This is a genomic window from Reichenbachiella sp. (genome assembly GCF_965223055.1).
GTDB lineage: Bacteria > Bacteroidota > Bacteroidia > Cytophagales > Cyclobacteriaceae > Reichenbachiella.
Genome location: NZ_CBDCVM010000012.1, coordinates 597,277 through 614,213 on the forward strand (window position 1 = coordinate 597,277; position 16,937 = coordinate 614,213).

General features: G+C 40.9%; 20 protein-coding genes and 1 tRNA gene. 11 read left to right on the plus strand and 10 right to left on the minus strand.

Annotated elements, in window-relative coordinates:
* Positions 1 to 192 precede the first annotated feature (192 nt).
* Complete coding sequence (locus ACOQO5_RS17880; RefSeq protein ID WP_420583054.1) at positions 193 to 1,242, plus strand: AI-2E family transporter; 1,050 nt, start codon at positions 193 to 195, stop codon at positions 1,240 to 1,242.
* A 17-nt stretch (positions 1,243 to 1,259) separates the two neighbouring features.
* Here the strand turns inward: ACOQO5_RS17880 and ACOQO5_RS17885 are convergent, their stop codons facing one another.
* The 4 genes from ACOQO5_RS17885 to ACOQO5_RS17900 are packed head-to-tail and all read right to left on the minus strand — an operon-like array spanning position 1,260 to position 4,541.
* Complete coding sequence (locus ACOQO5_RS17885; RefSeq protein WP_420583055.1) at positions 1,260 to 2,591, minus strand: amidohydrolase family protein; 1,332 nt, start codon at positions 2,589 to 2,591, stop codon at positions 1,260 to 1,262.
* A 44-nt stretch (positions 2,592 to 2,635) separates the two neighbouring features.
* The gene (locus ACOQO5_RS17890) at positions 2,636 to 3,184 is read right to left on the minus strand and encodes a hypothetical protein (RefSeq protein ID WP_420583056.1); all 549 of its coding nucleotides are present in this window, start codon (positions 3,182 to 3,184) and stop codon (positions 2,636 to 2,638) included.
* A 12-nt stretch (positions 3,185 to 3,196) separates the two neighbouring features.
* The gene (locus ACOQO5_RS17895) at positions 3,197 to 4,147 is read right to left on the minus strand and encodes an ornithine cyclodeaminase family protein (RefSeq protein WP_420583057.1); all 951 of its coding nucleotides are present in this window, start codon (positions 4,145 to 4,147) and stop codon (positions 3,197 to 3,199) included.
* A 1-nt stretch (position 4,148) separates the two neighbouring features.
* Entirely contained in the window at positions 4,149 to 4,541 is a 393-nt protein-coding gene (locus tag ACOQO5_RS17900) for a MarR family winged helix-turn-helix transcriptional regulator (protein ID WP_420583058.1), read from the minus strand.
* Between the two features lie 228 nt (positions 4,542 to 4,769).
* Here ACOQO5_RS17900 and ACOQO5_RS17905 point away from each other — a divergent pair, with 228 nt between their 5' ends.
* The 10 genes from ACOQO5_RS17905 to ACOQO5_RS17950 all read left to right on the plus strand — a co-directional run bounded on the left by ACOQO5_RS17905 (position 4,770) and on the right by ACOQO5_RS17950 (position 12,028).
* Positions 4,770 to 5,414 (plus strand): hypothetical protein, encoded by a 645-nt coding sequence (locus tag ACOQO5_RS17905; RefSeq protein WP_420583059.1) that lies wholly within the window; start codon positions 4,770 to 4,772, stop codon positions 5,412 to 5,414.
* A gap of 17 nt (positions 5,415 to 5,431) precedes the next feature.
* Positions 5,432 to 6,070, plus strand: coding sequence for an outer membrane protein (locus ACOQO5_RS17910; protein ID WP_420583060.1), 639 nt, complete (start codon positions 5,432 to 5,434; stop codon positions 6,068 to 6,070).
* A gap of 375 nt (positions 6,071 to 6,445) precedes the next feature.
* Positions 6,446 to 7,069, plus strand: a complete 624-nt coding sequence (locus tag ACOQO5_RS17915; protein WP_420583061.1) for a CatB-related O-acetyltransferase — start codon at positions 6,446 to 6,448, stop codon at positions 7,067 to 7,069.
* Between the two features lie 144 nt (positions 7,070 to 7,213).
* Positions 7,214 to 8,332 (plus strand): adenylate/guanylate cyclase domain-containing protein, encoded by a 1,119-nt coding sequence (locus tag ACOQO5_RS17920; RefSeq protein ID WP_420583062.1) that lies wholly within the window; start codon positions 7,214 to 7,216, stop codon positions 8,330 to 8,332.
* Between the two features lie 91 nt (positions 8,333 to 8,423).
* On the plus strand, positions 8,424 to 8,870 hold the full coding sequence (locus ACOQO5_RS17925; RefSeq protein WP_420583063.1) for a hypothetical protein: 447 nt from the start codon (positions 8,424 to 8,426) through the stop codon (positions 8,868 to 8,870).
* Positions 8,871 to 9,146: 276 nt separating this feature from the next.
* Positions 9,147 to 10,124, plus strand: coding sequence for an HNH endonuclease signature motif containing protein (locus tag ACOQO5_RS17930; RefSeq protein WP_420583064.1), 978 nt, complete (start codon positions 9,147 to 9,149; stop codon positions 10,122 to 10,124).
* 197 nt (positions 10,125 to 10,321) lie between these two features.
* Positions 10,322 to 11,137, plus strand: a complete 816-nt coding sequence (locus ACOQO5_RS17935) for a sigma-70 family RNA polymerase sigma factor (RefSeq protein WP_420583065.1) — start codon at positions 10,322 to 10,324, stop codon at positions 11,135 to 11,137.
* Between the two features lie 76 nt (positions 11,138 to 11,213).
* Positions 11,214 to 11,555: a YciI family protein gene (locus ACOQO5_RS17940; protein ID WP_420583066.1), complete on the plus strand. Its 342-nt coding sequence runs from the start codon at positions 11,214 to 11,216 to the stop codon at positions 11,553 to 11,555.
* Between the two features lie 22 nt (positions 11,556 to 11,577).
* Complete coding sequence (locus ACOQO5_RS17945; protein ID WP_420583067.1) at positions 11,578 to 11,811, plus strand: hypothetical protein; 234 nt, start codon at positions 11,578 to 11,580, stop codon at positions 11,809 to 11,811.
* The gene (locus tag ACOQO5_RS17950; protein WP_420583068.1) at positions 11,765 to 12,028 is read left to right on the plus strand and encodes a hypothetical protein; all 264 of its coding nucleotides are present in this window, start codon (positions 11,765 to 11,767) and stop codon (positions 12,026 to 12,028) included. The genes ACOQO5_RS17945 and ACOQO5_RS17950 overlap by 47 nt, the downstream gene beginning before the upstream one ends.
* A 66-nt stretch (positions 12,029 to 12,094) precedes the next feature.
* Here ACOQO5_RS17950 and ACOQO5_RS17955 read toward each other — a convergent pair whose 3' ends face one another.
* The 6 genes from ACOQO5_RS17955 to ACOQO5_RS17980 form a co-directional block, all read right to left on the minus strand.
* Positions 12,095 to 12,673 (minus strand): SRPBCC family protein, encoded by a 579-nt coding sequence (locus ACOQO5_RS17955; RefSeq protein ID WP_420583069.1) that lies wholly within the window; start codon positions 12,671 to 12,673, stop codon positions 12,095 to 12,097.
* Positions 12,670 to 13,104, minus strand: coding sequence for a GNAT family N-acetyltransferase (locus tag ACOQO5_RS17960; protein ID WP_420583070.1), 435 nt, complete (start codon positions 13,102 to 13,104; stop codon positions 12,670 to 12,672). Before ACOQO5_RS17960 ends, ACOQO5_RS17955 begins: the two co-directional genes overlap by 4 nt.
* Positions 13,105 to 13,136: 32 nt before the next feature.
* Positions 13,137 to 14,558 (minus strand): prolyl oligopeptidase family serine peptidase, encoded by a 1,422-nt coding sequence (locus ACOQO5_RS17965; protein WP_420583071.1) that lies wholly within the window; start codon positions 14,556 to 14,558, stop codon positions 13,137 to 13,139.
* Positions 14,559 to 14,742: 184 nt separating this feature from the next.
* Positions 14,743 to 15,897, minus strand: a complete 1,155-nt coding sequence (locus ACOQO5_RS17970) for a helix-turn-helix domain-containing protein (protein ID WP_420583072.1) — start codon at positions 15,895 to 15,897, stop codon at positions 14,743 to 14,745.
* Positions 15,898 to 16,571: 674 nt separating this feature from the next.
* Positions 16,572 to 16,656, minus strand: a tRNA-Ser gene (locus ACOQO5_RS17975).
* 6 nt (positions 16,657 to 16,662) lie between these two features.
* Positions 16,663 to 16,905 carry a GIY-YIG nuclease family protein gene (locus tag ACOQO5_RS17980; RefSeq protein WP_420583073.1) on the minus strand — a complete coding sequence of 81 codons (243 nt, stop codon included), beginning with the start codon at positions 16,903 to 16,905 and terminating at the stop codon, positions 16,663 to 16,665.
* Positions 16,906 to 16,937 lie beyond the last annotated feature (32 nt).

The window sequence follows — 16,937 nt, forward strand, 5'->3', positions numbered from 1 at the left end:
TTTAAATTTACATGAATTGGCGGTGCCATCCAATCACTTTGATGTTATGTCTAGCGTTATTGTATCTTGTAAGATACGAAGAGTGTCAAAAGTTTCTCATTGCTCCTGATGAATAGCAGGTTGAATCAGATGAAAAGATATTCCAATGCAAAGATCTTTTTATTCAATTCAGAATTAAACTATCTTCAGCCTATGACTGCAAATAAAAACTATACCAACCCAGCGCTTACCACAGCTTCCTTTATCATCATAATAGCTGGGGTGATGTATGCCCAAACTTTAATCACTCAATTGCTGCTGGCCTTGTTTATTGGCATTATTTGCATTCAGCCCATTCGTTGGCTGCAGTCAAAAAAAGTTCCAAAAGGAGCAGCCATAGCGCTTGTGTTACTTTTTATCACCACTTTATTCTTGTTTTTTGGAGGCTTGATTGGTAAATCGTTGTCTTCGTTTTCCAATGATGCTCCGTTATATGCCAACAACTTGCGGCAAATAAGAAATTCTTTGTTTGAAATGTTGAATGCGAGAGGATTTAGCCTAGACTCTGGGATGCTCTCCAAGCAGTTAGATCCAGGAAAAATAATGGGACTAACAGCGACCTTTTTAGGGCAATTGGGAGGGTTTATGGGCAATGCATTCACGATCTTTTTTCTTGTCCTTTTTCTACTACTGGAAGCAGATGGTGTGGTGATCAAAATTTCAGCAGTTGTACTAGATAAAGAAAGTACACAAGGGTATATCGGAAAAATGGTGGGAAGCATTCGTCACTATTTAAGTATCAAAACCTTGACCAGTTTACTTACCGGATTGCTGATATATGTGGCTCTTTTGATTGTAGGTGTAGACTATGCTATTCTCTGGGCATTGTTGGCTTTCTTATTGAATTACATTCCAAATATTGGTTCGATTCTTGCCGCTTTGCCGGCCTTGTTGTTTTCCCTGGTTCAACTCGGTGTAGGAGGAGCTGTATGGACTATGATCATTTTTTTGGTGGTCAATGTAGTGGTAGGAAATGTAGTAGAACCCAAGGTGATGGGAAAGGGTTTAGGCCTATCAACTTTCGTCATATTTTTCGCTTTGATTTTTTGGGGGTTTGTACTTGGCACTATCGGTATGTTCTTGTCTGTCCCACTGACCATGATCATTAAAATCATATTGAATAATAACCCAGCTACCAGACCAATTGCTATTTTTCTCGGTACAGAGCAGGAAGCTAAAGCATTATTGGAGGAGAAATACTAAAAAGTCTTCTGAGCTGTTTACTCTATTAGCTTACCTCTTTTGAATACGTATTTGATGTCTGTAGTATGTCGGATGTCCTGCAAGGGATCGCTATTCAGGATCACCAGGTTGGCCAGTTTCCCTTTTTCGACGGTGCCAATGTTTTTTTCTTCTCCCAATTCTTCTGCATTCACGATAGTGGCTGCTCTGATCGCGTCGATATTAGATAGTCCCGCTGTAGTCAGCAGTTCTAGTTCTTTATGAATATTGATGGTGCCATCTTCAGAGATCATATGATCTGATCCAGCCCCTATTTTCACCTGGTACTCATAAGCTGTTCTTACTGCCTTCATGGCCAGGTGATATATGGTGGAATCTACTTCGACGTTGGTTTTCGGATCTAAGCCAAAAGTGTATACAAACAAGGTAGCATCCAGGATGCTATTGTTGTTTTTCATGGCCGTGAACAATTGCTTTACTTCTTTGGTGTTTTTGTCCCAATTTTTATCACTCAATTTTTTTCTGTAGGCCATAGCTTCATCTTTACTGTCGAAGGAATGTCTGCCTCTGATGTCTCCTTTGGCAAATTCGTATTGAACCAAGTGTCCGGCATGAGACATCACTTCAGAGCCGCCGTTGGTAATGTCCAATGCTTTGGTGGGCGGCACCACGCCATGCGACCAAACTTTTAGCCCTTGTCTTTTGGCTTCATCGGACACCTTTTTGAATAAGTCTTTGTCTACGTTTAAATATACCTTGATGGCAGTAGCTCCTATGCCTTTAGCTTCCGCCACAATTTGTCTTAAATCAGATTCATCCGTAATGGCTCGTAGCCACGGCACTTCCCCTGCAATAGCTCCTTTCGCAACTTCTTGTGGTCTTGGATCATTCTCAAAAAAATGCGGCCCTGCGATGATGGTAGAAAAGAAGACATCTGGTCCAATGTCCTCTCCAATCTTCATGTTTTTCTGTAAAAGGGTAAGCATTCTGCCATCTCCACCCATATCCCTGACCCCAGTTACTCCTTTTTTCAGTGCGGTTTGAAGGTGCTCTTGAGCTTCTTTTAAAGTGCCATGTGTGATATGAACATGAGCGTCTATCAGACCGGGGATGATATATTTGTCTTCCAGGTCATAGCTAATGGCACCTTTCGGAATAGACAGCGAATTCGAATAGTCAATAGCGACTATTCTTTCCTCTTTGATCAGAATGCTTCCCTTTTTCCCTGTATCAGCCACTGCATCAATAATGGTAGCATTTTTTAAGACCACATAGTTGGCTGTGGTGTCGCCCAGTTCCGGAGTAGGTTGAGCATGGACAGAAAGGCTAAATGCAGCGGTTAGGAGGACAAGAAGTATTACATTTTTCATGATCAATGGATTTGATTGTTTAATTAGTAGACAAGCATAGTTTGCTAGTTTTTTTGCGCTTTCACGGCGAAGTAACCGAGCATAGCTCCCAGGACAATATTCCAAAGTGACAAGAGACCAATACGCAAGTGAGGTGGAAGAATGAACACGGTAGTCATCGCAGGGATCCAAAACCAGACCAGTGACCACCAGGCTTTTTGTAGGCTCTCCCAATCCATCTCTTTGCCTTCTATTTTGTTGTCCGTGAATCTGTGAAAAGTGACAAAGACAGGCCCATAGATGATGTTGGCAAAAATAGAAACCGAAAGCGCGTAGAAGAACGACCCCTTCTCCAAATTGAACCACCAGCCTTTGAGAATAATGGCGTCCATGTAGGCAAAGAATCCTGTGAACGCATATTTGAAGGTAACGCCTAAAAAGGCCCAGATAACCGCTTTCAATAATAGTCTCATAGGCCCGGGCCCAAAGAAATACCACTTTTTCATGCGAATACGAACAGCCAGTAGTTCGCCCATAGTACCTAATATCCCGATCTGTACCGCACTAGACAGCAAGGGGTAGTTTTTCACAAAATCTAAATAAGCTTCTATCATCGTTCTCTTTATTTAGTTCATTTTTTTATAGCAGTGATAAGCCGCCGCTAAATCTTCGATGGCCACACCTACTGATTTGAAAACAGTCAGCTTTGAAGCGTACGCTGAAGACTGTGTTTTTAATAACTCATGAATGTCTGCCTGGATGAGTGTCTCCAAGGCTTGTCCTTTTTCTCCAGCTGGAATGATCAAATCTCCCGCTTCTTGTGTGGCAGCGAGATAGTTGTCAACAAATACGTCGGCACGCAATACCACCTCGGAAGCCAACTCTCTTGCCTCTGGTGTGCAGGCACCCACGGCATTGATGTGCACATTTTCTTTCAGTGATTGATGTTGCAAAATAGGTTGCTGTGCTGCTGTAACAGTACAAATGATATCTGCTTCTGCTGTCGCTTCCTCCACAGTTCGACAAGCGGTAAAACGGATATGCTCGTATGTCGAACTAAACCGCGATATGAAAGCTGTGGCGTTGGAACTGTCTTGACTCCAGATGGTCAAGTTCTGAATCGTTCTTACTTCATTGATTGCTTCCAGGTGCATCTCTGCTTGTTTACCACTGCCCAGCAGACATAAGTTTGAGGCGTTGTTTGTAGCAAGTAGATTTGTCATCAGTGCACTGACCGCGGCAGTTCTGATCGCCGTGATCATATCTGCATCGAAGCTAGCTAGCATCTTTCCGGTTTGAGTTTCAAACAGATGTAAGACTCCTTGATGCGAACTCAGGCCTTTCTTGTAGTTTTCGGGAAACACACTCAATACTTTGATGCCCATAAGTTGATAGGCCCTGATGTAGGCGGGCATCATGCCTAAAATACCAACAGGTTGTTCTGGCAGTACCATCTTTGATCGTAGGGGGTTGATCAACTCAGTAGGGTCTAGTGAAAACAATGCCTCCATTGCTTTGATGCATTCCTTCATAGGAAGCAGTTGTGCAATTTGGTCAGAGGTGTAAAAGTCAGTCATATTAGGGTTGCACGTTGGTTATGATTTGCTGGAGTACTTTTTTGAATATCAGCAACTCGTCTTTTTCAATTCCTTGTTCGGCCTCATGGGTGATGTCTGCTGCTGCGCTCAGCGCTTCCGTTTCTACCTTTTTTCCATTTTCTGTGAGGAAGAGGAGCTTGTCTCTTTTGTCAGTACCGCTATTTTGCTTGATGACGAGCTGTTTTTTGACCAATCCCTCTATTTGTCTCGTGATAGTGCTCTTTTCTTTATTGGCTCGTTTGGCCAGTTCTTGTTGATTGATGCCATCTTCATTCCATAGATAGAATAGGATGCGCCACTCTTCTACGGTCATGTTCAAGCTTGGCCGTTTGAGCGAAGATTCTAATCGAGCGGCCAAAAGACGTGAAGCCACACTGATCAATCTGGACGATGAATGGTATTGTTCTTTTTTGATTACGCGTCAGTTTATTAGTTGTAATATACAACTAAATATCCAGAGTGCCAGAAAGTAAAAGATTAAAAGGGAAAGCTTGACCCAATAGCCTAGACGAAACTTTTCAGAACAAAGTAGTCTCAACTTAACGTATGAGGCGTTTGAGACACCTGGATTGAACTCATTTGCTAAAAAAACACAAAACAAATGAGAACAATCGCAACTTTATTCATCGCTATGATACTAGGTACTATGGCGTATGGTCAGTCTAGTCAAACAGAACTGACAAACCGTGTCAACCTGCTTTTTGGGGTCAACCAACTGATGGTAGGTGGTTTCAATGTAGAAGGCAATGTATTTTACAAAAGACTGGCCTTTGACTATTCGCATGGAATTTCGTTGGACTTTTCCAATGATCTTCTCACCGGGGACCCAGCGGATCAGGGCTTGGCGGTGCATCTGCCTTATTCTACCGGATTTGGGGTAGGCTATCGTTTTACTGAATGGTTCAATCTACGTGTAGAGCCGAAGTGGCATAGATTCGAAATTTACTACGATGGAGACGCACAGACCAAAGCCAATCAAGTGGGTGCATACAATACCTTCACTTTGGGATTGGGTGCCTATGTCACCTGGCTACCATTCAAAAACAAGGACAATTTTCTTAGAGGTATTATGATCGCGCCAAGCTTGCGCTACTGGCCAAACGTGAGTACCAGTCTGGACGGGGATGCGTTTGAGTACGAAAACAGAAACACTAACCAGGCAGAAACGCATGAGGCCATGAATATTGGTATTGCCAACTCGCCATTCATTGTCAATGTAAGCGTAGGCTATTCTTTGACTTTCTGATCGGCCAAATGATGTTCGTGAAAAAAGCAATATTGACCTCATTCATCCTTTTGTCTCTTATAGGAAATGCCAAGGCTCAAGGAGAGGACAATAACAAATATTTTGATGGCCTGTACTTCGGTGTAAGTATAGGTTCTCAAAATATTTTCGGAGGAGCTCATATCGATGACCTCGATCTATTGGCGCAGAAAAACACATTTGTATTGGAGGTTTATCCGGGCTTTAGAAAGCAACTCTTCAATGATCGAATGATGATCGGTTTTGAGTTGCAATTTGGTTTTGCAGCTGGAGACATGACGACCTACAACCCCCGCTATCAGTGGGAGGTGAGATATGAAAATAGCTTTCAGCATGGCTATGGTCTGTCTGCTGGAGTGGTACTTGGAACGAAGAAAAACACATTGGTGTATACCTATGGCAGAGCCACAAATCGCTCCTTCGACATCACCTTCACTGAAGATACAGGGTTTACCCATCATCAGAAGGATGGACAATATTTTTTGCGTTATGGGCTGGGCATAGAGCGGGTGATTCGAGAAAAACTCAATGTCAGCTTGATGGTTGGTGGGATATATGTCGATTTCGGAGATCTTGTCACGAGCCAAAAAGTAAATGATGCCATAGATGTGAATCTGGGTCTGGTTTATCAATTTTAATCGATGAAAATGTTTTAGACTGGGGGCCTAACTAAATTAGGACAATCAACCACTTCTGGTGATCTTATATTTTTCAAATAGACAAAAACGCAAATTGTAATTATTGGAGGAGGTCTACTCGCTCGGTCGCATTTCCCAATGCGACTGAAACCTTTGTTTAGCATTTGAAATGCGTTTGTATCCCGACAACGTTTTTAGTCATTTTTGGTATATCACGCCACTCAATTTTCATAAAAGGAATGGATAGTACGTCCTGACTCAAATCAGAGATTTGGCTATCTTGTAGCCGAGACTTAAATTCTATCAAGCGCCACGATACCATATCTTGGCGTGGTGTAATTAAAGACCATTTCCAATTAAATAGACTATAGCTGAATGACAGGACCAGATAAAAACATAAAATTTCCACTTGAGAACTATGACAGGCTCTGTTTCTTAAAAAATGTGGTGAAGAACCCCAATATCATCGTAGGTGACTATACCTATTATGATGATTTTGAAAATGTAGAAAACTTTGAGAAAAACGTAAAATACCTCTTTGATTTTGTGGGTGACCAATTAATCATTGGGAAATTCTGCATGATTGCTTCTGACGTTAAATTCATCATGAACGGAGCAAATCATTTGACAGACTCGTTGTCCACTTATCCTTTTGCAATTTTTGGGAACGGTTGGGAAAATGCAATGGATGGAAAGAACTATCCGAAAAAAGGAAATATTAATGTTGGCAACGATGTTTGGATTGGCTATAACGCAACTATTATGGCTGGGGTGACTATTGGAGACGGAGCAATTATTGCCACAAACTCGACAGTTACTAAAGATGTTGAGCCTTATTCGATTGTTGGAGGAAATCCAGCAAAAGAAATTAAAAAGAGATTTTCAAAAGAGGTAATTACAAAACTTTTAGAGCTTCAATGGTGGAATTGGGATATAGAAAAAATCACAAGGAATATTCAGAACTTGACAGATTCTGATATCGAAAATATAATTGAATAAAAACGGACGCCCACTGGCGCATTCTATGACCCCCACTGGCGCCAGGCAGGGCTTCTAACGATATAATCACATACTCTTTTTAGTTGAACGTAAGTGATTATAAATCATCATTCCTTACATTTAAACTAACATTTTCAACGTAACGTGAAATTAACTCCAAAAGCGAAAAGAAACATTTCAAGGATTATTCCTTTCGCGATTATCTGGTTACTGATTGGGTGGATCATTGATATTACAGTGTATGATGTAACACGTAACCAAAACCTCAATCCAGATACTGATATTTCCTTCACCATCCCAGTACTGATTTTTGCTAGCCTGGCGAATGTCCTGGTAGGACTTATTGTAGGGGTTTTAGAAGTGGTTTATTTAGAAAAGAGATTCTCAAACCGAACACTGCGCGCCAAATTTTTTTACAAATTCTTAACCTACCTTACCTTATTCATTATCATTATAGTCCTCTTATTTCCTGTGGCATTTTCGCTCGAAACAGGCATAAGTTTACTTGAAGTTGATGCTTGGCAAAAATTGGGTAGATTCGTAATAAGCATCTCTTTCCTTACTACTTTATTTCATTTGTCTGTAAAACTTATGGTTAGTTTGATATATTCAGCTATAAGTGAAAGCTTAGGACATCAGGTGCTTTTAAATTTTTTTTCCGGGAAATACCATCAACCCAAAATTGAAAAGCGGATTTTCATGTTTCTAGATATGAAATCTTCAACAACAATAGCCGAGAAGCTGGGTCACATCAAATACTTCAAATTATTGGGCGCTTATTACAATATCATGTCAGACCCGATCATCAATTCATTTGGTGAAGTCTACCAGTATATCGGAGATGAAATCGTGATATCATGGAAACCCGATAGAGGAATCAACCAAGCCAACTGCATCAAATGCTTCTTTGATATACGAGATCACCTCAATAAACAAAAAGAAGATTTATTGCGTGAATTTGGTTTTGAAATTGGATTCAAAGCAGGGATTCATTTCGGTGAAGTCACTATTGGAGAAATTGGTGCCCTAAAAAAGGAAATCGTATTTACGGGGGATGTCTTAAATACAACGGCTAGAATCCAAAGTCTTTGCAATGAACTAAAATCTGACTTACTGATCTCAGGTGCAGTCAAAGAATTATTACCCCAAACTGAATATCAATATGGTTCTAAAGGAGAGATAGAACTGAAAGGAAGAAATAAGAAAGAAGAACTGTTTAGCGTAACTTCAGAAAAAAAATCATCAATCACGAACAATAGCTAAAACGGCATCAAGCACAGTATGCATTTTGATGACTATCATTCGCCACTTGACCGCATTGAAATTTTGTATATTACTCTATTAAAATTCTAAGATGCAAGTAAGAAAAATCATTGGAATAGTATTCTCTGCGATAGCCCTGATCACGCTTGGTATTTTTATTACCAGAACTGAATTTAGTTTTCAACTCCAAGCCTGGTTAAGCTTCAAATATTACATGCAGTTTGCCCCATACTTCATAAGCATCATGCTTTTTTATGGGGGCGTGTATCTCATTAGGGAGAATCCGAAATTGAATTTCGCGTTGGCGGTTTTCGGGTATACGATGTTAGAAATAACTGTCTTAGATTGGCTGGGCATTGTTCCTAATAGTTTAGGAACCTATCCAACGCTGATGTTTATAGGTAGTGGCCTGGCAGCCTTCTGGATTTCTCATGCGAATTCATTTAAGTCTAAAAAACTGTCATTAAAGGAAATTCTAATCAGTGTTTTTGCCGGAGCCTTGGAGAGTCTATTGCTGTATTACGCACAGTTTAATTGACAACTCATGAAGTAAAGTTTCTAACAGAGTCCCCGCTCGGTCGCATTTCCAAATGCGACTGAAATCTTATTTAGCATTTGAAAATACGTTTGTATTACGACAAAGCGTCTAGCCATTTTTGGTATAAAGCGTAACTCTGTGGAATCAAAAAAAGAATAGACCGCGTGTCTCGGACTAAATCAGAGGTTAGGTATCTTGTAGCTGAAACGTAATCTAAATCACACGCCACGATTGATACATAGGCGTTCTGACTAATTGTTAAAGAGAGGATAAAATTTGAATGAATTACTTGAAATATTTGAAACTGAGAAGACTTGTATTTATCGAGGTGAAGAATATCACGTTAGAGATAATGGAGCCATTCTTAGGTGCAGAAAGGAAAACAAAAGAAGAAGACCATTGGATGAAAAATGGACATTCGGAAAACCCGATGTTCAAAAAGGTTATTTAAATTTTTCTTCAGAAACTGTGCATAGAATTGTGGCTACCGCTTTTCATGGAAAGCAACCATCTGAAAAACATATTGTAGACCATATTGACACTAACAAAAAAAACAATAGACCAGAAAACTTAAGATGGTTAACAAGATTGGAAAACATTTTGCTCAATCCAATCACTCTTTCACGAGTTATTTTCAAGTATGGAAGTATTGATAATTTTCTTGAAAATCCATCTAAACCATTGAATGGAGAGCTTGAACAAAAATTTGATTGGATGAGGACAGTGACAAAAGAAGAATCAGACAGTACTAGGAAGAATTTAATAAAGTGGTCACGAGAAGGTAACATTCCAGAAGGTGGTCAATTAGGAGAGTGGATATTTTCAAATATTAGAAATGAACTTGTCAATGACACTGAAAAAAACCTGATAACAGAATCACTTACTCCAATTGCGATTCAAAAAAACTGGAAAACTCCAAATGAATTTCCAAATTGCCCATCATCATTGACAGAAGAAACATTAAGAAATTATGAAGAAAGGCTCTTGATAGGAACTGTGTTCTCAATGAATCAATATGGAGTATCAACTGTTGAAAAGTCAGAAGTAAAAGAGAACAAAAAAGAACTATTTGTAATCACTAAAAGTGATAATGTGAAACCATATGCACTTGTAAAAGTTTTTGTTGAAAAGGATAAGGTTGTTCATGAGAGCCTTGGTTCTTTTTTTGATTTTAATGGAGCAAATCAAAAATATACCCTTGACCTTGGTGAAGAATGGAAAGGTGGTCAAACATTCGATGATTTAGTTGGGTAGAAAATGAATAATAATAACTACATTCAACAAAGGCTAAAATTCATAATAACCCGCCCCGCTTGGTCGCATTTCCCAATGCGACTGAAACCTTGTTTAGCATTTGAAATGCGCCTTTACCGGTATTTCTTATTGCCTTCAAATACTTAATTGAGAACCAGTATGTTTTGATTCCGTTTCAAGTGTCAAAGTAAGTTATCATGAAAATCACTGACGCCGAGTTTGATCGTTTGTTTAAGGAAAACCAGCCTAAGCTGAAATCATTCATCTATCGCTTGGTGACCAACACACAAGATGTGGAAGATTTGAGTCAGGAGATTTTTATCAAGGCCTACAAAAACATTCATTCCTTTCAAGAAAAGTCTTCTTTCAAAACCTGGTTGTTTGCCATCGCTAATAATCTGATCAAAGACCATTTCAAAGCCCAAAAAAGATGGACTCGAAATGCGCAAGACAACTGCAGCCAATCTATCAAAAATGCTCCGGAACTGCAGCAAGAAGTCATGGAGGTGTATTTTAAGGATGACTTTGAAATCAAGAACCACATCGATTATTGTTTTACCTGTGTGATGAAATACCTACCGCTCGAGCGGCACATTGCCATCATGATGGCAGACATCTATGATTTTAAGGTCAATGAAATTGCAGAGGTGCTGGACAAGTCCTTGGGCAGCGTCAAGCACATGCTCTTCACCTCACGCAAAACCATGAAGCAGGTGTTTGATGAAGACTGCACCTTGATTCATAAAACCGGTGCTTGCTGGAAATGTTCTGAAATGAGCAATACGGGTAATTCAAAAGCCGAAACCCAAAGAAAAATCGCAGCACTGGAACTAGTAAAAGCAAAAGAACAGGCCAACGCCGCAAAGCTCTACAAGATGAGAACGGCCCTGATCAAAGGCATTGATCCTTTGCAAAGCAGTAATTTTCAACTCCACGATTTCTTGTTGAATCAAACCGATCATGCCAACGGCAAGACCTACCCCAATGTAGATAAAGCGTGTAAAGATTTATAAAATTTCATTTTTCACAACCGTTTTTGATTGTTCTGAAGTCTAAAGAATAAATAGTACAAACTTAAAAACGTAAAAAATGAAAAAATTCATGGTATTCATTTACCCTCAGGGTGAATCAATCTTTAGTCTTCCTGAAGAAACCCAGCAAAAGCACATGCATAAAGTAGGGGCTTACCTGGGTGAGTTAAAAGAAAAGGGACTCTTGCTGGATGCACAACCCTTGCAGCCCTTCGGTACGCTGCTTTCTGGAAATAAAACTTCATTGGCCGCAGAGACTGTAGATCAAGTGGACATCGCCGGGTTTTATACACTTCAAGCCAACGATCAGGATGCACTGATCGAGACTTTGAAAAAGGACCCTCGTTTCGAAGATGCCAGTTGGCAATTGGAGATCAGAGAGGTCTTGGAAATGATGTAGAACCAGTAAATCAAGAAATAAGATGAATTTCAATAAGGCTGTAAAAATACGAGCTACCAAAGAACAAGCTTATGATGCAGTGACGAGCGGCATCAGAAACTGGTGGGGCAATAGCAACGCAACCATAGCAAAAGTAGGAGATCAATTTTCGATCTTTTTTGAAGAAGAAACAGAATGGCGTTTTGAAGCCACCGTTCTAGATCAATACAATGAGGTGCGTTGGAAATGTATCTACGCCAACCACCATTTTTTCTAATCTCAAAGACATTGAAGAAGAATGGTTGGATAGTGAAATCGTGTTCCTATTCAAGGATTTGGACAAAGACACAATTGAATTGAATTTTGAACACCAAGGGCTTACACCAAAGCTGAACTGCTACGAAATATGCGATGCAGGCTGGACTCATTTTATCTGTACTAGCCTAAAGCAGTATCTAGAAACAGGAAAAGGAGTGCCTAATTTGGTGGAATAAAATTTTTCTTGCCAGTATTAAATGAAAAGCGGTTTGGCACTGATACCAAACCGCTTTTGTTTGACCTTAGGGTAATATTCTGTAGTCGGAGAAGTATTTCTTTTTGAGAATTTCCAGTAGTTCGGCTGTGATCTTTTCTCCGGTCTCCGACAAGTGTTTGATGCCGACTAGTTGATCGATGGCCTGTTTCTTCATTAGGTCATAGACAGGTAAGAATTCAGCCAGGCCTTGCATCTGATAGCTCATGTGTACTAAAGCTAGGGTACCCGTACCCGAAGGTTTCACCTGATAGTCTACCAGCATTTGGTCGATCATCACGCCGGCCGATTGATAAACCTCCATGGCGTAGGCTTTGCCCGGTTCCCAGGCAGTGATCCGCTCTTCTACATAAACGCCCGGTTGGATGTTGCACCGTCGGGCTTGTCCCAGGCCTTCGGTGATATCACCCACAGTATGCGATTCGTGCACCATGGGTACAAAGTCAGCCACGTTGTCGAACTTTGACCAGAGCGCCCAAACCTGATCGGTAGGAGCGTTGATAAAGATCTGAGCAGATACATGTTTCGGTTGCGATCGGCTATATATCGCGATGGATACTATGAAAGCCGCTACGACGCCTATGATATAAGTGATCATCTTTTTCATGGTTGTTGTTTTTTGTATTTCATGCGGATGAGCTTTTGATTGGTGGGTTCATGCACAGATTCAGAGATGGCTTCAAATCCGTAGCGGTCGTAGAAGGCTCGGCCTATACTGTTTTCTTTGAACACCTCAACTTCGAGTTCTGGGTGGCTATTACTCACATGATCCATGAGTTGCTTGCCGAGCCCTAGTCCATGTTTGTCCGGATGAACAAAAATGGCACCCACCTCATTACCAATCATACTAATAAACCCATCTAGTTCTTCACCGGTTGATATTACCCAGGTGACGGTATTGGGCAAATAAATATTCCGGACGTTCTTTTTTTCATTCTCCATAAAGTCCGACTCCAAAAAAGGATGGGCCAGTGAGGAGGCCTGAAACCATACATTGACGATGGAATCAGTATCTGTTGTTTTATATGCTCTAATCATTGCTTTATATTTTGGTTTTTCTCTTTTTGGTTTTATCTCAGTGATTCGAATAGTTCGAAGACATCTCGTACATAAATATTGCTTGAAGTGAAATGATCTTCTCCCTGATAAGCCACAATTTCTATTTCTCCGCCATTCGCCATGATGGCTTCATACGCTGACGTACTATTCAGTGGAAATACCCAACTGTCTTTCGTGCCATAATATAAGGTGATTGGTGCTTTTGGGCTCCAATCGAAGAAGTCGTTTGCTGCGATGGCTGCAAGGTACGTGGCATCAGTGCCTTCAGCAATAGAGGATCGGTAGCTCTCTGTGTAAAGTTTTTCTGGACTCTTGGCCAAGTCTGCAGAGATAAAGTCGAATGGATTCGAAATACCTTTCATGGTGGTGGCATAAGGTTCGTTGAGGTATTCATCCCAATCCTTGTTGAAATCGTAGATCCAGTCGTAGGCATCCACTACCCACATCGGTGAGCCAGGGAAATCGTAGTCTGCGGTCATACTCATCATTTCTTTGAAAAAGGCGGATTTGTTGTAAGCACCAGCAGCTGGGGCACTCATAGTCACCTGCCAATCGGAGTGGGCTTCGATGTGTTGATGTAGCGCCATGGTCGCATAGCCACCTTCTGAATAGCCAGTGATAAATAGTTTGCTGGATAGCGTCTGCTGGTGGACGGCATAAAACTCTTTCGCTGCGCGGAGCATGTCAAAGGAAGCCGAACCGAGTGTTTTGCCATGTTCGTAAGGGTGCGGCACCTGACTCGAAGATCCAAAACCCAAATAATCAGGCATGGCTACTGCATAGCCCGATCCTGCCAGCACAGCACCAAATACTGCGGATAATCTTTCGGTATTGAATTTGGAAGGTGCATCATCCTGAGTAAAGATGGTACCATGTTGGAAAGAAGCCAGGGGATGACTGGCGTCGTGGTCGGCATATAGTATAGCACCAGAAGCTACGACACTTGTGCCGTCCACATGATTGGTCTGATACTCGATTTTGTATATTTTGACATCTTTAAGCGTAGCACCATCGATGATAGAAAAAATATCAGGCTCATCCGATTGCACCAAGTCATATAGTTCATCACCGGTTAAATCTCGAATGAATTCCCAATTCGTCAGTACCTCAAAATTTCCTTTTCGGCGAAATTGATCTATGGCTGTATCTAAACTTTGATAGGCACTGTTTACGATGGTCTGAATAGCTTCTTCATCTTGCAAGACCAATTGGGCCTCGTCGATAGCTGCGCTGAGTTCATCTTTCGAGCCAGACTGAAACTGACCTACTGCGTCACCTTCTTGACTAGCAGTTAAGATAGAGGTGGCTTCTTCAACTTTTTCTTCGAGTAGGCTTTTGTCGATGGCTATACCTGCATCTTCGGAACAGCTAATTATAGTTAGGCTGAGTAGAAAAAAACAAAGTCGTAGTTTAATAGAAAATTGTTGTTTCATGAGTGAAATAATTTTGGTTTTTATTTGAGTTAAATGAATGGATCTTGCGATCACATGATTCATAAGTTGAGAGCAAATATGTAGGGCTCATGAACCCCAAGCGACTCATGCGATGATATGAGACATTATTTTTCTATTGTCGAGTAATAAGCTTTATAACTGGTTACAAGCTTTTGATTTTATATCAGCCTTGCGATGTTTCTTCACTTGAAGCGGAGGATTGAGACTGATATTCTTTGGGCGTGATGCCAGCCAGTTGTTTGAATATCCTATTCATAGAAGCCTTGGAATTGAAGCCACTATCAAATCCTAATCCGAGAATAGTGAATTTTTGTTTGGTAGGGTCGATCAGCAGCTTTTTGAAATGATTGACACGGTATTGATTTACATAGTCATAAAAAGTAAGTCCAGCTTGGCTGTTCAATGTCTGTGAAATTTTGTGTGTAGTGACTTCCAGTTTCCTGGCTAGATCATGTACTTTCAACTCTGCATTGAGATAGAGCAACTCTTCTTCGAATAGCTGATTGATTTGAGTTTGAAGTTCTTTCAGGTCATCATCGCTCAGTGTGGAAGATTGATACTTTTGACCAGGCTTATCTGCTTTCAAAACGACAGACTTGTTAGCTGGATCATAATCGTAAAATTCAGCCACTGCATATTGTCGAATACCATGATAGCTGAGATAAATCATGAGCACTACAAACCAGATATTGAAAACCGGACGGATATCCGCAATACTTGTAGCTATGCCTAAACCCAAGGCACCCCAAGCTAAAAAGACCGTGAATTTGAGCATGAGATAAGTCCAGATGAAGTTTTTGAGCCACTGAAGATTGACTTGTGTGATGTCTGAGTAGTTGTTTTTGAGGGTCTGGTCGTAATCCTTGGTCTTCGATAAAAGCCAGAAGAGTGCGCCAACATTGAAGACGTCGTGGATAATGAAAAGAATTTTATTGGCAGTAGTTGGCGTGTTATAAATTTCTTTAAGATCGGCAAGCGTATAGTCAGACACACTAAAATCTGTTAATAAAATTACGGTCCAGATTACTGCGTACAAACCAAACCACCACCATTTTTTTCTCAGCCGGTGACCTTCATCCAGGAGCAAAGCGGCATAGGTCAGAAAGGAGGCGAAAAGATAAGGAGCGAGTAAACTACGGATGATCAGATTGGTATGTGTCAGACCATGTTGAATCCAAAGATCGATCAGGAAGTAAGAGGCCAGTAGACCAATGACGGCGATCAACCAATAGTCGCTGGTATTTTTACCCTTCTTCGTAAAGACGAACAAAAGCATAATACACAACACACTTGCACCTACGATGTTGACTGCTATCATAAGTACAAGTATATGCTACTTCATTCAGAATGGCGATGGATAAAGAATTTACTATCGGTTATCCTGCAAGGAGGGACATAGGGTTTAGGATAATTCCAAATTATCTAGCGATGGACCAGGTTGCGGGAGGCCCGACGACTCTGCTTGATGATTTATTGGATTAGCTTCGCTGATCCTAGTTGAGGGAGGCTCAAACCAAAAGCCTACGCTCGCTTCACTCGCTGGCTCTTTTTGCATTTATCACCTCCCCGAAACTAAGTTTCGGTCGGCTATAAATGCAAAAAGCCTCGTACAATGTACGAGGCTTTTGTTTTGCAGAGAAGGAGGGATTCGATGGGACCGACCCTCGGCCCCTGGTACCTTGCGACACACTGGCTGAATTTGAACATAAAAAAAGCCTCACACTTTTGTGTAAGGCTTTTGTAGAGAAGGGGACAGAGCGTTCAGGATAATTCCAAATTATCTAGCGATGGGCCAGGTTGCGGGTGGTCCGACGACTCTGCTTGATGATTTATTGGATTAGCTTCGCTGATCCCGATTGGGGGAGGCTCAAACCAAAAGCCTACGCTCGCTTCACTCGCTGGCTCTTTTTTCATTTATCACCTCCCCGAAACTAAGTTTCGGTCGGCTATAAATGCAAAAAGCCCCGTACAATGTACGAGGCTTTTGTTTTGCAGAGAAGGAGGGATTCGAACCCCCGGTACCTTGCGGCACGCTGGTTTTCAAGACCAGTGCATTCGACCACTCTGCCACTTCTCTAGGTCGTTATGTAATTTTCTCACTTTTGAGAAAATTGTATCCGTCGATTGATTTAAAAAACATCTCGCGACGATAAGCTTCAGACTTTGTTTCAAACACTTCTTGATAATGAAGTATCCAAGGTCTTTTGGCTTTTGTTGATCTGACTTTTCCGCTGTTATGACGTTGAAGCCGTGATTCAATATTTTTGGTATGACCGTAATAATAACTACAGTCAATCTCACTTTTCAAAATATAGGTAAAGAACATTTTTCTTTCCTTTTACAATCCCCAGTACCTTG

Coding starts and splice junctions, on each gene's coding strand:
- ACOQO5_RS17880 (WP_420583054.1), top strand. CDS start 193: ATGACTGCAAATAAAAACTATACCAACCCAGCGCTTACCACAGCTTCC.
- ACOQO5_RS17885 (WP_420583055.1), bottom strand. CDS start 2,591: ATGAAAAATGTAATACTTCTTGTCCTCCTAACCGCTGCATTTAGCCTT.
- ACOQO5_RS17890 (WP_420583056.1), bottom strand. CDS start 3,184: ATGATAGAAGCTTATTTAGATTTTGTGAAAAACTACCCCTTGCTGTCT.
- ACOQO5_RS17895 (WP_420583057.1), bottom strand. CDS start 4,147: ATGACTGACTTTTACACCTCTGACCAAATTGCACAACTGCTTCCTATG.
- ACOQO5_RS17905 (WP_420583059.1), top strand. CDS start 4,770: ATGAGAACAATCGCAACTTTATTCATCGCTATGATACTAGGTACTATG.
- ACOQO5_RS17915 (WP_420583061.1), top strand. CDS start 6,446: ATGACAGGACCAGATAAAAACATAAAATTTCCACTTGAGAACTATGAC.
- ACOQO5_RS17925 (WP_420583063.1), top strand. CDS start 8,424: ATGCAAGTAAGAAAAATCATTGGAATAGTATTCTCTGCGATAGCCCTG.
- ACOQO5_RS17935 (WP_420583065.1), top strand. CDS start 10,322: ATGAAAATCACTGACGCCGAGTTTGATCGTTTGTTTAAGGAAAACCAG.
- ACOQO5_RS17940 (WP_420583066.1), top strand. CDS start 11,214: ATGAAAAAATTCATGGTATTCATTTACCCTCAGGGTGAATCAATCTTT.
- ACOQO5_RS17945 (WP_420583067.1), top strand. CDS start 11,578: ATGAATTTCAATAAGGCTGTAAAAATACGAGCTACCAAAGAACAAGCT.
- ACOQO5_RS17950 (WP_420583068.1), top strand. CDS start 11,765: ATGAGGTGCGTTGGAAATGTATCTACGCCAACCACCATTTTTTCTAAT.
- ACOQO5_RS17955 (WP_420583069.1), bottom strand. CDS start 12,673: ATGAAAAAGATGATCACTTATATCATAGGCGTCGTAGCGGCTTTCATA.
- ACOQO5_RS17960 (WP_420583070.1), bottom strand. CDS start 13,104: ATGATTAGAGCATATAAAACAACAGATACTGATTCCATCGTCAATGTA.
- ACOQO5_RS17965 (WP_420583071.1), bottom strand. CDS start 14,558: ATGAAACAACAATTTTCTATTAAACTACGACTTTGTTTTTTTCTACTC.
- ACOQO5_RS17970 (WP_420583072.1), bottom strand. CDS start 15,897: ATGATAGCAGTCAACATCGTAGGTGCAAGTGTGTTGTGTATTATGCTT.
- ACOQO5_RS17980 (WP_420583073.1), bottom strand. CDS start 16,905: ATGTTCTTTACCTATATTTTGAAAAGTGAGATTGACTGTAGTTATTAT.